The sequence below is a fragment of the Neobacillus sp. K501 genome (assembly GCF_053749995.1).
This window is the reverse complement of sequence record NZ_JBSLYA010000004.1, coordinates 178,690-194,082: the sequence shown is the minus strand read 5'-3', so window position 1 is coordinate 194,082 and position 15,393 is coordinate 178,690. Positions and strand designations below refer to the sequence as shown.

Genomic DNA, 15,393 nt, shown 5'->3' with positions numbered 1-15,393 from the left:
CTTCTAGAAAATTGAGAGGGGTGATACACGAAAAATCCTATAAAGGCTTCAAAAATCATTAATAGAAGTTTTCTTACAAAGGGGAGAGTAGTCAATGAACTTTAAAAAAGTGTTCAAGCTTTTAGTACCAGTTTTAATGATTTTAAGCTTACTTCTTAGCGCTTGTAGTTCAAAAGAAACTTCATCGGATACCAAGGATAAAAGCGGTTCGAAGAATGAGGAAAAAACACTTCGTATTCTTACCAACGTGGTTGGCGGAAAAACTCCTGAAGAAAATGAACTGTTTATTAAAGAGATTGAAAGATTAACAGGAATTAAGGTAGAAATGGTAAAGCCGCCAGCTGATTATGACCAAAAATTAATGACAAGCATGTCCTCTGGTGAGAAATTTGACTTAATCCTTCTGACAAAGCCATTGATGGATGTATTAGTCGATCAAGGTGTTTTAACAGAATTAAACGATAAAATTGAGAAATCAAAGGTACTATCCGATTCTTCTGTCATTCCGAAAGAAGAATGGGAGTTAATCGAGTATGAAGACGGGAAAATTTACGGTGTGTTTAATAAGTTTGAGGGTGGAACACTTCCAACTGTCAGACAAGACTGGATGGAAAAACTAAAACTTGAAGAACCGAAAACACTTGATGATTTCTACAATGTTTTCAAAGCATTTAAGGAACAGGATCCAGATGGAAACGGCAAGGATGATACATATGGTCTATCAACAGCAGGTCTGTATGACATCCAAGGTTTCCTAAGTGCCGCTGGGGTGAAATATCGATATGTGATCGATAAAAATGGCAAACGTACGATTCCGATTGCAACAGAAAAAGCGGTTCCTGTTCTAGAATGGTTTGCGAAGCTTTATAAAGATGGTTTATTAGATCCCAACTTTGCGACAAATGATACTGGGAAAATGCGTGAAATGTTCTTAACCGACCGAGTTGGTATGGTGACGTATTGGGATGCATGGGTTGGCTTATTCAACAATATTAAAAAAGTAGAAGATCCGAATACCACTTTTGTAGCTAAAGGAATTAAAGGCGCTGAAGGTCCGGATGGAAAAGTAATGCTGCGCCGTGGTGACCAAAGTGTTTGGGCAATGCCTGTTAATGCAGAGAATCCTGAAACAGCGATGGAATTCCTTGAGTTCTGGCATTCAGAAGAAGGTAACGTGTTAGCCACACTTGGTATTAAAGATCATGATTACACAGAAACGAATGGTAAATATGAGTTAACCGCTACCGGTAATGAACACAGTATGGACCATGGGGCTCCATTCCCGAACAACACGAAGTGGGAAAATCCATTTGGTATGCTTCCGGGGGTAGAAGAGGCTCAGAAGGTAGTACTTGGTAACTCTTCATTAGAAACTTCAACGGCTGACTGGCCGACTGCTGAAAAGATTGTCCAAAACTATGCCTTTAAAGCGATGACTGGCGAAATGGATGCGAAAGAAGCAGTGAAGGAAATGCATCAAGAATTGTTAGATGCCGGATTAATCGATAAATAGAATTGACATGTGAAAAAGGGGTGAGCGTAATCTGTCCACTCCTTTTTTTCTAAAATTCCAAACTTAGGTGATGATATGAATGAGTACATATAAACGATACGCATGGCTTTATATAATGATGATCCCCATTTTCCTTTATTTTCTTCTATTTTCCTATTATCCCTTAGTACGGGGAGTTCTGATTAGTTTCCAAGAATTTAGAATTATCGGCGATCGACCTTTTGTTGGTTTTGAAAACTATATCACTGTCCTGAATGATCCTGTCTTTTGGCGTGTATTAGTCAATACACTCGTGATTGGCGGAGGGATCCTCATCATCGGATTTGCCTTCCCGATTATCGTCGCAATTTCCCTAAATGAAATCATTCGCGTCAGCTTTAAAAAATTCACCCAAATGGTTATCTATGTTCCGCATTTGTTTTCATGGGTAGTAGTGGGAGGAATCTGGATTTACCTTCTTTCACCGGATGGAGGGCTTGTGAATGAGATCATAAAAGCCTTCGGAGGGAAACCAACCCATTTTTTCACTCAGGATGAGTATGCCAGGCCATTAATGATCCTTTCTGCTATTTGGAAGGATATGGGGTACACCTGTATTCTCTATCTTGCAGCGATCGTCGGCATTAGTCCGACTTTATATGAAGCAGCCAAAATAGATGGAGCTTCGCGCTGGCATGAAATAAAAAATATTATGATTCCGCAATTATTTCCAACGATGAAAGTCGTGTTCCTGTTAAACCTGTTAGGTGCTTTAAGAATTTTTGACCAAATTATCGTGATGGGGAATCCATCGATCTCCCGAAAAGTAGATGTATTGATGACGTACACCTATGAAAAAGGGATCCTCGAATTTAAAATGGGCGTCGCAACCGCAGCGTCGATGCTAGTGATCATCGCAACTTTACTACTTACCCTTGTTGCAAGGAAAGTGCTTCGATATGACGAGGAGGCATAACAAATGAAAAATTGGAGTTTGAAACGTAAATTCTTTTATGGTCTTAATACTTTGTTTTTATTAGCATTAGTCCTTACGATGATTGTTCCGTTACTTAACACATTGGTCGTTTCCCTTTCTTCGAATATCGAGTCGATGAAGCCGGGGATTAAACTTTGGCCGACCGAAATCAACTTTGAAGGATATGAAACGATCTGGAGAAAGCTCGAGCTGTGGCGCCCTTTTTATAACAATGTGATTGTCACCGTTTTCGGGACTGTCTTTCATGTATTGCTTTCAGCCATGGCGGGGTATGTATTAGTACAAAAAGAACTGCCCGGCAAAAAGCTAATGACCACCTTAATCATGCTCACAATGATGATTCCAGGAGAGGCAATCATGATTCCTCTTTATGTGGTGAATAAAGATCTAGGGTTATTAAATACGCTGACAGGTCTCGTCATTAATGGGTTAGTTTCCGGATTTAGTGTATTGCTGATGCGTAATTACTTTTTAGGAGTTTCCTATGAATTGGCGGAGTCAGCAAGAATGGATGGAGCAGGTGATTTAAGAATTTTTACAAGAATTTATTTACCATTAGCGAAGCCTGGTCTTGCGACTGTCACCTTATTTGAATTTGTTAGCAGATGGAATCACTTTACTTCGGCCTTACTTTATATCAACGATGATAAAAAATATACGTTACAGCTGGCTTTACGTTCGTTAATTATTTCATCCGACGCCACTTCGAGCAGTGATTTTATTACAGCGAATGTCCGGATGGCAGGGATCATCATCGCTTTGATTCCTTTACTTGTTATCTACCCATTTGTTCAAAAATATTTTGTAAAAGGGATTATGCTCGGTTCGGGTAAAGAATAGAAAGGTCTAGGAGGTAAGAGGATGGCTATAATCCAAGATTGTTCAAAAACAGAAAGTATTTCAAGATTTATCTCGCATGATGAAGAGAATCTCTATATCGAGGTTCCATTTACGGTTCCAACTGGGACCGAACAAATCAAAGTAAAAATGGAAGTTATTCAAGAAGGCGTGGCTTCCAGCATCATTGACCTTGGTGTAAAGGATCCCAATCGTGTCCGTGGTTGGAGCGGCGGTGCCCGTACCGAGTTCTTTATCCACTTAGCCAAAGCGACTCCTGGTTATTTACATGGACCGATTGAAGCGGGAGAGTGGGCGGTTCTTCTAGGGGCTTACAAGGTCGCGAAGAAGGGCTGTACCGTCAATTTGACGATGGAATATACACTGGAGAAACTCCGATGGTTAAAGGGAGATCTTCATACACATAGTGTTCATAGTGATGGCAAGTTCACGTTAAGGGAAAAAGCAGAAATTGCCGTACGAGATGGGCTTGATTTTGTTGCGTTAACCGACCACAATGCATTCAGCCAAAACGAAGCCTATCCGCGTGATGTTGACACTTTGTTTATCCCAGGGATGGAGTTAACCACCAACTGGGGACATCTCAATTTTTTTGGGGTAAATGATCCAGTCCGTGATTTTAGAGTCAGTAATATGGAAGATTTACATGCACGATTAAGGGAAGCTCGCGAAAAGGGTGCCTATATTTCCTTAAATCATCCGTACTGCCGAAATACCGGATGGAGATTGGATTGGAATTTTGATTATGATTGGGTGGAAGTTTGGAATGGGCCTTGGCGCGAGGATAACCAGGATGCGCTCGACTGGTGGCAGGAACAGCTTGTCTCTGGCAGGCGGTTGGTAGCGGTCGGCGGCAGCGATGCCCATCGTCCGGATCCTTATGTTGTTCATGGTATGCCGACAACGTGGGTATATAGTAAGAGTTTAACAAGTTCCGAGATTTTAAAATCAATTGATAAAGGTCATGTGGTTCTAAGCTATTCATCACAAGGACCATTTATTGGGCTAACCTGCGGATCCAGTATGGTTGGGGATGTTTGTACTGATACGGATTTGCCGGTACAGGTGAACGTGAAAGATGTTCAGTATAGTGATGTAGTTAAAATCATCTCTAATTTGGGAGTCGAGCAGGAAGTAATGGTAGAAGAAGGTGAGGACACGGTCGATTGGTCCTTGGAAGTTGGGGGACGTTCCTTTTACCGCGTGGAAGTCTGGCGCTATTTCCCCCAAGTGAAATCAAGACTACTAGCTTCATTGAGCAATCCGATTTATTTTTCTAATAAACTATAACTCTCGGGAAAAGAGGAGGGATCACGATGAATTATATGACGCTTCATGGTGTGGTTGACAATAAATCGATCGAAAAAAGAGTCTCCCGTTTGATTTTAGGAACAGCCAACTTTTTTCAACTAGCTAGTATAGAACAGGCCTTTACGATTATGGATCGTTATGTCGCTGAGGGCGGTAATATGTTTGATACCGCCCATCAATATATTAGAAGTGAAGAAATATTGGGAGAATGGGTGGAATCGAGGGGAATCCGCAAGCATATCCACATTCTAACAAAAGGTGCCCATCCCGATGATCCCGAGACGGGTTCTCGTTTAAGCCCAGAATTTATCAATAAGGATATCAAAGAAAGTTTGGAAAGATTAAGAACAGACTATATCGATTTCTATGCACTGCATCGCGATGACACAAGTGTTGAAGTGGGAACGATAATCGAAGTATTGAACGAGCATATTGCATCAGGCAGAATCCATGCTATTGGCGTTTCGAATTGGTCTCATACACGGATTCAGGAAGCCAATGATTATGCAGCGAAGCATGGTCTAATTGGATTTACGTTTAACAGTCCGAACTTAAGCCTTGCGCAATGCAATCGGCCAAGATGGCCCGGTTGTGTGTCGGTGAATGAGGAAATCTCCAACTGGCATAAGGGAATGCAAATGCCACTATTATCATGGAGTTCACAGGCGGGCGGTTTCTTTAGCGGCCGATTCTCACCGGAAAGTCGTGAAAATGAAGAAATGGTAGAAGTCTATTATAGTGAGGAAAACTGGGAGCGTTATCACCAGGCGCAAAAACTTGCCGAGGACAAAGGAGCAAGTGCCACTGAAATTGCTTTGGCCTATGTACTAAACCAGCCTTATCCAACAGCCGCAATTATTGGTCCGGAAAAAGTAGAGGAGATCCTGTCTTCTATAAAGGGTTCCAAGATTGTGTTGACCTCAGAAGAACTGGACAATCTCAACTTACGTGAATCGAAAATAGGGGGAGCGAAATAAATGAAGCATAAATTTGCTGCTCAATTATATACGTTACGTAATGAAATCGCTAAGGACTTCCCTGGTGTGTTACGTGAGTTAAAGAAAATGGGTTATGCCGCTGTGCAAATCGATGGTCTCTATGATTATCCAGCCGAAGAAATCGCCGAAGTGTTAAACGAGACAGGGTTAAGAACAGCTGGTATGCATATCAGCCTCGACCGTATGAATAATGATTTAGAAACGGTCCTTCATGAGGCAGACTTGTTTGAGACAACTGACTTTTTCTGTCATTATCTCGAAGAAGAAATGCAGAATGAGGAAGGGTATCGCAAAGCCAAGCATGATCTTTTTGAAGTGGCGAAAAAGGTAACTCCACGAGGATATCGAGTCGGATATCACCATCACGACTTTGAATTTAAGACACAAATTGACGGGAAGTATGCACTTGATTTTATTTTAGAAAAAGAAAATGGGCTGACTCTTTATCCGGAAGTGGATACGTATTGGGTGAAAATGGCGGGGATTGATCCCCTAACTTATATGAAGAAATTTTCGAATCGGATTCCAATCCTTCATTTAAAAGATATGACAAAGGATGATCGAAAGTATTTTGCCGAAGTAGGAAATGGATCGATTGATTTTGAACCGATTTTAGCATGGGGCGAACAAAATGGGGTGGAATACTACGCGGTGGAACAGGATTTCTGTCCGGGTAATCCTTTTGACAGCCTAGAACTAAGTTTAACCAATTTGATGAAACTGGCGGAAAAAGTAAAGGTATAGAGACATACATAAGGTGGGGAGCAGCAACATGAAGGATATTGAAGTGGTGCATGTCATCTTCAAAACACATTTGGATATCGGTTTTACCGATTTAGCAGAGAATGTGACAGAGCAATATATTAAGTCCTACATTCCAAAAGCAATTGAGCTGGCGACGAGTTTAGATAAAGATGATACATCCGTAGGTTTTGTATGGACGACAGGTTCCTGGTTAATTCAGGAGTATTTAAAACAAGCAAATGATGAACAAAAGCGCTCGATGGAAGCTGCGATTCAAAAGGGTTATATCACTTGGCATGGGCTGCCTTTTACCACGCATACGGAATTGATGGATGCTGAGTTATTCAATTATGGGTTGTCGATCGCAAAACGCTTAGATAAGAAATATGGTAAACAAACGATTTCGGCGAAAATGACCGATGTTCCAGGGCATACAAAAGCGATGATTCCTTACTTGGCGAAAAACGGAATTGAATATTTGCATCTTGGTGTTAATCCGGCTTCAAAAGTGCCATCTGTGCCATCTATTTTTGTATGGAAGGGTAAGGACGATACAGAAATTATCGTTAACTATGCGGATAACTACGGGGACGTTCTCAAACTGGATGGAATAAATGAGGTTATGGTTTTTGCTCATACAGGAGATAATTGTGGACCACCATCCGTTGGGGATATTAAAACTGAGTTCCTTGGTTTACAGGAAAGGTTTCCGAATGCAGTTGTCAAGGCGTCTACGATGGATGCTTTTGCGGAAAAAATCCAGGACATTAAGCACACTCTGCCAGTTGTTTATGAGGAAATTGGCGATTCATGGATACATGGTGCCGCGACCGATCCTAAAAAGGTAGCCCAATACCGTGAATTACTTAGACTCAGAAACAAGTGGGTCAGCGAGGGCGAGTTAGAGGTAAATGGCGAAGAGTATACACAGTTTTCTGACTGGCTGCTGTTAATCCCAGAACATACATGGGGATTGGATGAAAAAAAATATCTAAATGATTATAAAAATTATTCTAAGCAAGATTTTCAAAGGGCGAGACAGAAAAATGCCATCGAGCCTGATTCTGTACCGGATAAATATAGCTATATAGGTTCCTTTGCGATGGATGAGTATGACCGATTATCAAGGGAAGTTTTTTCAGAGGCTCCTGACACTAGAGGCTATCAATTATTTGAGGCCTCCTGGAAGGAACAGCGTAGTTATATTCAAAAGGCCATCAATTCTTTATCAGCTGAAAGACAAAAAGAGGCCTTGGAAGCATTCCGATTATTAGAACCTCAAAAACAGGAACCAGAGAAAGAACAACTGCGAACAAACACCGCGTATCCTCTCGGAAGGTTTACCGTTGTTTTTGCAGAGGATGGCTCCATCAAGAGTTTACTAGATAGTAAGGGAAAAGAGTGGGCAAATAAACAAAAACGAATCGGCGTGCTTGAGTATGAGTCCTTTGGAGTGGAGAATTATGCTCGCTGGTTTGATGAATATGTGGAGAATATTGGCCAAACCTATCGGTGGTCGGAAGCAGATCAAGGGAAACCGGGGATGGAATTGGTGATACCAAGACCGAAACATGAAATTTTCCGCCCTGCGATCCAATCCTTAAGCAAAATGGAAACGGTGACAAGTGAACATGTCCTTGTTCATCTTCAGCTGCCAATGGAGGCAGTCGAACCATTCGGTGCTCCAAAGGAGGTCATCATCGAATACAAGTTTTCTAAGAATACAGAGCAAATCGATATTGATCTTCAATGGTTTGAAAAGGAAGCAAATCGTTTACCAGAGGCGATGTGGTTTTCCTTTGCCTTACAGATTGACAATCCGAACATTTGGAAGATGGATAAGATGGGGGAACAGATTTCACCGCTTGAAGTTGCGAAAAATGGAAATCGGAACCTTCATGCATTGGGTTCGGGCCTTTACTATCAAGGGGCAGATGGAGAAGCGGTTTTGGAGTCAAAGGATTCTCCTTTAGTCTCCCCTGGTGAAAAAAGATTGCTACAGTTTGACAATACCATTGCTTCCCTTGAAGGTGGATTTCATTTTAACCTTTATAACAATATTTGGGGCACAAACTTCCCAATGTGGTATGAGGAAGATGGGAAGAGTAGATTTACCTTAAGATTGAAATCAAATTAATAGTGATTCCTGTTTGTTAGGGGAGGTAGGAATATGTTTGGTGCAATTGAAGCAGGCGGGACTAAGTTTGTTTGTGCTGTTGGGGATGAAAATGGGAAAATTGTTGACCGAATTCAGATTCCAACAAATAATCCAGAGGAGACGATCCCAAGGGTAATCCAGTTTTTTAAGCCATACACTTTGCAGGCAATTGGGATTGGTTCGTTTGGGCCGATTGATGTAAATCAGGACAGTCCAACCTATGGTTCTATCACGACCACACCAAAATTAAGGTGGAACAACTACCCTTTTGTCGAAAAACTAAAGGAAGAATTTTCGGTACCGATTGGTTTTACAACGGATGTCAATGCCGCCGCATTAGGGGAACTAACCTTTGGTGCGGCCAAGGGGCTAGATAGCTGCTTATATATAACAGTTGGTACGGGAATAGGAGCAGGGGCAGTTGTACAAGGAAAAGTTCTTCATGGATGGTCACATCCTGAAATGGGTCATATCCTTGTGAGACGTCAACCGAACGACCTTTTTAAAGGAAAATGCCCATATCATGACGATTGTTTGGAAGGTCTTGCATCCGGTCCTGCGATTGAGGAGCGCTGGGGAGAAAAGGCGGCCGCTCTTGCTGACGAAAGCAAGGTTTGGGAGTTGGAGGGATATTATCTAGCCCAGGCAGTTATGCAATATGTGTTAATCCTATCTCCTAAAAAAATCATCCTTGGTGGCGGAGTAATGAACCAGAAACAAGTATTCTCTTATCTTTATCGATACTTACAAGAATTGCTCAATGAGTATGTCGAACTTCCAGAGCTATCCGATTATATTGTAAGTCCTGGACTCGGAAATGATGCGGGGATTACCGGCGCTCTTATCCTGGCACAGCAGGCACTTCAAGAGGACGGCAGCATAGATCATCACTAGAAAAGGAGAGCATCGCCCTCCTTTTCGTCTTATAGAGAATGAATTTTATTTCTAGGGAGGTTGTTTCATATGGAACTGATGATAGGGGTAATTGGTGCGGGGCGGATTGGAAAGATACATATTGACAACTTAAGGAGAATTCCAAATGTCCGGGTAAAAAGTGTATCAGATGTTAGCATCGGCCATCTCGAGTCCTGGGCGAAAGAGAAACAAATTGACGTCTTGACAACAAACTACCTCGACATCCTAAACGATCCAGCCATTGATGCTGTCTTTATCTGTTCTCCGACGAATACACATGCCACCATGATTAAAGAAGCAGCTGCATCAGGCAAACATATTTTTTGTGAAAAACCAGTTAGTTTTTCCGTTGAAGAAACGGAAGAGGCACTGAAAGCTGTGGAAAAAGCAGGTATCCAACTCCAAGTTGGTTTCAATCGCCGATTCGATCCAAACTTCCGTAAAATCCGTCAGCTCGTTCAAGTGGGAGAAGTGGGTACCCCTCATATTTTACGGATTACATCACGCGATCCCGAACCGCCGGGAATGGATTACATAAAGTCTTCTGGCGGGCTATTTATGGACATGACGATCCACGACTTTGATATGGCTCGGTACATCATGGGCAGCGAAGTGGTGGAAGTGTATGCCAATGGTGCGGTGCTCGTTGATCCGGCCATTGCCGAAGCAGGTGATATTGATACCGCGATTATTACTTTGAAGTTTGCCAACGGGGCACTCGGGGTAATCGATAACAGCCGGCGTGCCGTCTATGGATATGATCAGCGCTTAGAAATCTTTGGCGACCAAGGTGCAGCACAGGCTGATAATAACCGATCCAATACCGTCGAAGTTTCCTCCGCCAAACATATTACAAAAGAAAAACCGTTGTACTTCTTCCTAGAGCGCTATACACAAGCGTATATCGAGGAAGTAGATGCATTTATAGCTGCCATACGGGAAAATCAACCCGTTCTATGTGGAGGCCTTGATGGACTGCAGGCGGAGCGAATCGCTGAGGCTGCCAAAAAGTCGCTTGAAACCGGTAGGCCAGTACAATTGGATTCTATTAGTGGGGCTGTTGTTTAATGTGCTACTCAAAAGAAAGGATGGTAGGAGAAATTGAACCCACTTACATTTAATCAAAATCGCCCTTTCGATTTAATTGCGATTGGACGGCTCTGCATTGACTTGAATGCCAATGAAACCAATCGTCCGATGGAGGAGACGCGGACGTTTACCAAATATGTCGGTGGATCACCAGCTAATATTGCCATTGGGTCCGCGCGGCTTGGTCAGAAAACAGGCTTTATCGGTAAGGTTTCTGACGATCAAATGGGTCGTTTTATTACCGATTATTTGGAGAAAAATGGGATTGATACAGCTGGTGTTAAGATTGACCGTACGGGTGCAGTGACAGGACTGGCTTTTACCGAAATTAAGAGCCCGGAAGAGTGCAGTATTTTGATGTATCGGGACAATGTTGCCGATTTAAAGCTTCATCCTTCTGAGGTCGATGAGGCCTATATCAAACAGTCAAAGGCTCTATTGATTTCTGGGACTGCGCTTGCCCAGAGTCCGTCTAGAGAGGCGGTGTTTGTGGCGCTGGAGTATGCCGTCAAGCATGATATAACGGTATTCTTCGATCTTGATTATCGTCCGTATACATGGGCTGATGAAGCAGAAACAGCCGTTTATTATAATCTAGCTGCTGAAAAATGTGATGTTATTATTGGCACTCGGGAAGAGTTTGACATGATGGAAAAATTATTAAATATGAATGAATCCGATGATCAGCTAACTGCATCAAGCTGGTTTTCACACCGTGCTGAGCTTGTTGTCATTAAACATGGTGGTGCAGGATCAATTGCTTACACGAAGGACGGAGCCTCGCATCGAAGCGGAATTTATCGGACAAAGGTTTTGAAAACATTCGGCGCTGGTGACTCGTATGCTTCTGCTTTTATTTACGGACTTATGAATGGGAAAGATGTCTCAGAGGCGATGAGAATGGGAAGTGCCTCGGCATCGCTTGTTATATCCCGCCACAGCTGTTCGGATGCGATGCCAACGAAAGCAGAACTTCTTCATCAAATGGAAACAGCTCAATATGAATTTGTATAAACCATCTTTTAATAGAAAGGGAGTCTGTTAGATGTCAGTCACGACGGTAAAAACAGTCAAAAACTACATTGGCGGAGAATGGGTCGAGTCAACATCCGAAAATACAGAGGTAGTTTATAATCCGGCAACGGGAGAAGAGTTGGCAATCGTACCTCTTTCCACAAAAGAAGAGGTAGATCAAGCTGTCCAAGCGGGACATGAAGCCTTTCAAGCATGGTCCCAAGTGTCCGTCCCGAAACGTGGACGAATTCTTTTTAAATACCAGCAGCTCCTCGTCGAGCATTGGGATGAGCTTGCTAGATTAGTAACGATTGAGAATGGAAAAAGTTTTGCGGAAGCACATGGTGAAGTCCTTCGCGGGATTGAGTGTGTTGAGTTTGCTGCAGGAATTCCCAATTTAATGATGGGCAAACAGCTTCCTGATATTGCCGCAGGCCTTGAATCAGGGATGTACCGTTATCCACTAGGGGTTGTCGGCGGGATTACTCCGTTTAACTTCCCGATGATGGTGCCATGCTGGATGTTCCCGTTGGCGATTGCTTGTGGAAATACATTCGTGTTAAAACCATCGGAGCGAACTCCTCTTTTAGCAGCAAGGCTGGCCGAATTATTTGAAGAAGCAGGTCTCCCAAAAGGCGTCCTGAATATCGTTAATGGTGCGCATGATGTGGTTAATGGTTTATTGGAGCACAAGCTGGTGAAGGCGATCAGCTTCGTTGGTTCCCAGCCGGTAGCAGAATATGTCTATAAGACTGGTACGGCAAATTTAAAACGTGTTCAAGCGCTCGCTGGGGCAAAAAATCACTCGATTGTGTTAAAGGACGCGAACCTTGAGATTGCTGCCTCGCAAATTACGAGTGCTGCCTTTGGTTCAGCCGGAGAAAGATGCATGGCCGCAGCCGTTGTCGCCGTGGAAGAATCGATTGCCGATGCCTTGATTGAAAAATTGGTGCAGGCCGCCGATGAGATTGTGATTGGAAATGGCTTGGATGAAGGGGTATTTTTAGGGCCAGTGATTCGTGAAAATGCCAAACAGCGGACGCTTGGTTATATTGAATCCGGAGTGGCGCAGGGTGCGACATTGCTTCGAGATGGACGTAAGGACGAAGCGGTGAACGGCGACGGCTACTTTGTTGGTCCAACGATTTTTGATCATGTAACACAGGAAATGAAAATCTGGCAGGATGAAATTTTTGCACCGGTGCTGTCGATTGTCCGTGTCAAAGACCTAACCGAGGCGATTGAGTTGGCAAATGCCTCCGCTTTTGCGAATGGTGCCTGTATTTATACCGATAGTGCCTCGGCTGTCCGCCAATTCCGTGAAACGATTGATGCAGGTATGCTTGGCGTCAATATTGGTGTACCAGCACCGATGGCGTTCTTCCCATTCTCTGGGTATAAGGATTCCTTCTATGGTGATCTACACGCCAATGGAACCGATGGGGTGGAATTTTACACAAGAAAGAAAATGCTAACAGCTCGTTATGTAAAATAATTGATTTTCCTATAAGGGAGGTGGTGGGACGGATAAATGTCCGTGCCATGTCCCTTTTTTTTAAGGCTCTGTTATAACTGAATGTTGATTAAACAGTGTTTGAAAATAAGCGGAATAATTACCTTTATATTTGGAAAAACCGCTATTTCCTTCAAAATAAGGGAAGTTTTTTCGCCTATTTGATTAAAATCCTTGGATTTTTCCTTATTTAGAGCTAATAAGGGAAATATCTCCGCTTAAATCGGCTTCTTGGGCTGCCTTTAGATTCATTAACGGTAAATTCTTCTCTTAATTATTCTCAGTCAGACCATGAATATCAACAATGAATATAACAGAGCCTCTTTTTAAAAAAACTCTAAAAATAATCATTATAGGAGAGGGGTTTTCCATTCGTGAAAACGATTCGTATGACGACAGCGCAGGCATTGGTAAAATTTTTAAATGCCCAGTATCTAGAATTTGATGGTAAACAGCAAAGGTTTGTAAAAGGGATCTTTACGATTTTTGGCCATGGGAATGTGCTTGGACTTGGTCAGGCGCTTGAGGAAGATCCAGGTGAATTAGAGGTTTACCAGGGACGTAATGAACAGGGGATGGCGAACGCCGCAATGGCCTTTGCCAAACAAAAACATCGGAAACAGATTATGGCCTGCACAGCCTCAGTTGGACCTGGATCAGCCAACATGATTACTTCTGCGGCGACGGCTACTGCCAATAATATTCCTGTTCTGTTACTCCCAGGGGATGTGTTTGCGTCGCGTCAGCCTGATCCTGTCCTCCAGCAAATTGAACAGACACATGATTTATCGATTTCTACGAATGATGCCTTTCGCGCAGTGAGTAAATATTGGGACCGAATCAACCGCCCAGAACAGTTGATGTCAGCCCTTCTCAATGCGATGCGCGTTTTGACAAACCCTGCCGATACGGGTGCGGTAACCATTGCCCTTCCACAGGATGTTCAGGGTGAAGCCTACGATTTCCCGGAAGCATTTTTTGCTAAACGAGTGCATCGCATCGAGCGTCGTCAGCCATCGAAAGAAAGCGTCTGTGAAGCTGTAGAACTCATCAAGTCGAAAAAGAAACCGTTCATGATTTTAGGTGGCGGGGTCCGTTATTCAGAAGCCGCGGAAACGTTCCTTCAATTTGCGAAGAAATTTAACATTCCTTTTGGTGAAACCCAGGCTGGAAAAAGTGGAGTCGAAAGCTTTCTTCCGCTTAATCTAGGAGGACTAGGCGTCACCGGAAATGCCGCTGCGAATACCATTGCTAAGGATGCAGACTTAATTATTGCCGTAGGTACCAGATTCACCGATTTCACAACAGCCTCCAAACAATTATTTGCCCATGCAGACGTGTTAACCATCAATATTTCTGAGTTTCATGCCGCGAAGCTCGACGCTGTCAAAGTGGTAGCGGATGCAAAGGCTGGACTGGAAGCAATTGAGGAGATGCTTGGTGAGTATCGAACTGCTTATGAAAACGAAATAGCTGAGGCGAAGGAAGCATGGGAAGAAGAGTTAACTCGCCTCACATCACTTACCGTTGATGAAGGGTTTATACCGGAAGTTGCAGGACATTTGGATGAAACGCTACCTGAATATAAAGAAGTTTTCAGTTCGGACCTAACCCAAACAACGGTCATTGGCAAAGTGAATGAACTAATTGATGAGGACGCCATTATAGTCGGGGCATCTGGTAGTTTGCCTGGCGATCTCCAACGGATGTGGGTTTCTAAAGCAAGAAATACCTATCACATGGAATACGGTTATTCCTGTATGGGCTATGAGATTGCCGGAGCGTTCGGGGCAAAGCTAGCCGAGCCTGACAAAGAAGTGTACGCGATGACTGGGGACGGAAGTTATTTGATGCTTCATACGGAAATGGTGACAAGCCTTCAGGAAGGGAAAAAAATCAATGTCATCTTATTTGATAACGCAGGATTTGGTTGTATTAACAATCTGCAAATGGAAAATGGTATGGACAGCTTTGCCACAGAATTCCGCAAGCGGAATCCGTTAACTGGAAAATTAGACGGTCCAATCATGGCGATTGATTATGCGAAGGTGGCAGAGGGATATGGGGTAAAGACGTACTCAGTACAAACATTGGAAGAATTAGAAGCAGCAATCATGGATTCCAAAAAGCAAGCGATTAGTACGCTGATTGATATCAAGGTGCTTCCTAAAACGATGACCCGTGGATATGATGCCTGGTGGAATGTCGGTGTGGCAGAAGTTTCGAATAAGGAAGACATCCAAGCGTCTTTTAAAAGAAATAAAACCAATCTAGAAAAAGCCCGCGCTTACTAAGGGGGAATAA

General features: G+C 43.0%; 12 protein-coding genes. All 12 read left to right on the top strand.

The window, feature by feature from the left end; all coding sequences use genetic code 11:
• Positions 1 to 94 precede the first annotated feature (94 nt).
• The 12 genes from ACWM35_RS11650 (at position 95) to iolD (ending at position 15,383) form a co-directional block, all read left to right on the top strand.
• Complete coding sequence (locus ACWM35_RS11650; RefSeq protein ID WP_454818525.1) at positions 95 to 1,513, top strand: extracellular solute-binding protein; 1,419 nt, start codon at positions 95 to 97, stop codon at positions 1,511 to 1,513.
• A 79-nt stretch (positions 1,514 to 1,592) separates the two neighbouring features.
• Complete coding sequence (locus ACWM35_RS11645) at positions 1,593 to 2,468, top strand: ABC transporter permease subunit (RefSeq protein WP_454818523.1); 876 nt, start codon at positions 1,593 to 1,595, stop codon at positions 2,466 to 2,468.
• A gap of 3 nt (positions 2,469 to 2,471) precedes the next feature.
• On the top strand, positions 2,472 to 3,329 hold the full coding sequence (locus ACWM35_RS11640) for a carbohydrate ABC transporter permease (RefSeq protein ID WP_454818521.1): 858 nt from the start codon (positions 2,472 to 2,474) through the stop codon (positions 3,327 to 3,329).
• A 21-nt stretch (positions 3,330 to 3,350) separates the two neighbouring features.
• Positions 3,351 to 4,637, top strand: a complete 1,287-nt coding sequence (locus tag ACWM35_RS11635) for a CehA/McbA family metallohydrolase (RefSeq protein WP_454818519.1) — start codon at positions 3,351 to 3,353, stop codon at positions 4,635 to 4,637.
• Positions 4,638 to 4,663: 26 nt separating this feature from the next.
• Positions 4,664 to 5,635: an aldo/keto reductase gene (locus ACWM35_RS11630; RefSeq protein ID WP_454818518.1), complete on the top strand. Its 972-nt coding sequence runs from the start codon at positions 4,664 to 4,666 to the stop codon at positions 5,633 to 5,635.
• Positions 5,636 to 6,400, top strand: coding sequence for a sugar phosphate isomerase/epimerase family protein (locus ACWM35_RS11625; protein ID WP_454818516.1), 765 nt, complete (start codon positions 5,636 to 5,638; stop codon positions 6,398 to 6,400).
• A 28-nt stretch (positions 6,401 to 6,428) separates the two neighbouring features.
• Entirely contained in the window at positions 6,429 to 8,537 is a 2,109-nt protein-coding gene (locus tag ACWM35_RS11620; RefSeq protein WP_454818514.1) for a DUF5054 domain-containing protein, read from the top strand.
• 33 nt (positions 8,538 to 8,570) lie between these two features.
• A complete protein-coding gene (locus ACWM35_RS11615) occupies positions 8,571 to 9,452 on the top strand; it encodes an ROK family protein (RefSeq protein ID WP_454818512.1) in 882 nt (293 codons plus the stop codon).
• A gap of 69 nt (positions 9,453 to 9,521) precedes the next feature.
• Positions 9,522 to 10,541: an inositol 2-dehydrogenase gene (iolG, locus tag ACWM35_RS11610; protein ID WP_454818510.1), complete on the top strand. Its 1,020-nt coding sequence runs from the start codon at positions 9,522 to 9,524 to the stop codon at positions 10,539 to 10,541.
• Between the two features lie 33 nt (positions 10,542 to 10,574).
• The gene (gene iolC, locus ACWM35_RS11605; RefSeq protein WP_454818508.1) at positions 10,575 to 11,576 is read left to right on the top strand and encodes a 5-dehydro-2-deoxygluconokinase; all 1,002 of its coding nucleotides are present in this window, start codon (positions 10,575 to 10,577) and stop codon (positions 11,574 to 11,576) included.
• 31 nt (positions 11,577 to 11,607) lie between these two features.
• Positions 11,608 to 13,071, top strand: coding sequence for a CoA-acylating methylmalonate-semialdehyde dehydrogenase (locus ACWM35_RS11600; RefSeq protein ID WP_454818506.1), 1,464 nt, complete (start codon positions 11,608 to 11,610; stop codon positions 13,069 to 13,071).
• A 392-nt stretch (positions 13,072 to 13,463) separates the two neighbouring features.
• The gene (gene iolD, locus ACWM35_RS11595) at positions 13,464 to 15,383 is read left to right on the top strand and encodes a 3D-(3,5/4)-trihydroxycyclohexane-1,2-dione acylhydrolase (decyclizing) (RefSeq protein ID WP_454818504.1); all 1,920 of its coding nucleotides are present in this window, start codon (positions 13,464 to 13,466) and stop codon (positions 15,381 to 15,383) included.
• The last annotated feature ends 10 nt before the right edge of the window (positions 15,384 to 15,393 follow it).

Bases quoted from the DNA above. Each gene is read 5' to 3' on its own strand.
- ACWM35_RS11650 (WP_454818525.1), top strand. From the start codon at position 95: ATGAACTTTAAAAAAGTGTTCAAGCTTTTAGTACCAGTTTTAATGATT.
- ACWM35_RS11645 (WP_454818523.1), top strand. From the start codon at position 1,593: ATGAGTACATATAAACGATACGCATGGCTTTATATAATGATGATCCCC.
- ACWM35_RS11640 (WP_454818521.1), top strand. From the start codon at position 2,472: ATGAAAAATTGGAGTTTGAAACGTAAATTCTTTTATGGTCTTAATACT.
- ACWM35_RS11635 (WP_454818519.1), top strand. From the start codon at position 3,351: ATGGCTATAATCCAAGATTGTTCAAAAACAGAAAGTATTTCAAGATTT.
- ACWM35_RS11630 (WP_454818518.1), top strand. From the start codon at position 4,664: ATGAATTATATGACGCTTCATGGTGTGGTTGACAATAAATCGATCGAA.
- ACWM35_RS11625 (WP_454818516.1), top strand. From the start codon at position 5,636: ATGAAGCATAAATTTGCTGCTCAATTATATACGTTACGTAATGAAATC.
- ACWM35_RS11620 (WP_454818514.1), top strand. From the start codon at position 6,429: ATGAAGGATATTGAAGTGGTGCATGTCATCTTCAAAACACATTTGGAT.
- ACWM35_RS11615 (WP_454818512.1), top strand. From the start codon at position 8,571: ATGTTTGGTGCAATTGAAGCAGGCGGGACTAAGTTTGTTTGTGCTGTT.
- iolG (WP_454818510.1), top strand. From the start codon at position 9,522: ATGGAACTGATGATAGGGGTAATTGGTGCGGGGCGGATTGGAAAGATA.
- ACWM35_RS11600 (WP_454818506.1), top strand. From the start codon at position 11,608: ATGTCAGTCACGACGGTAAAAACAGTCAAAAACTACATTGGCGGAGAA.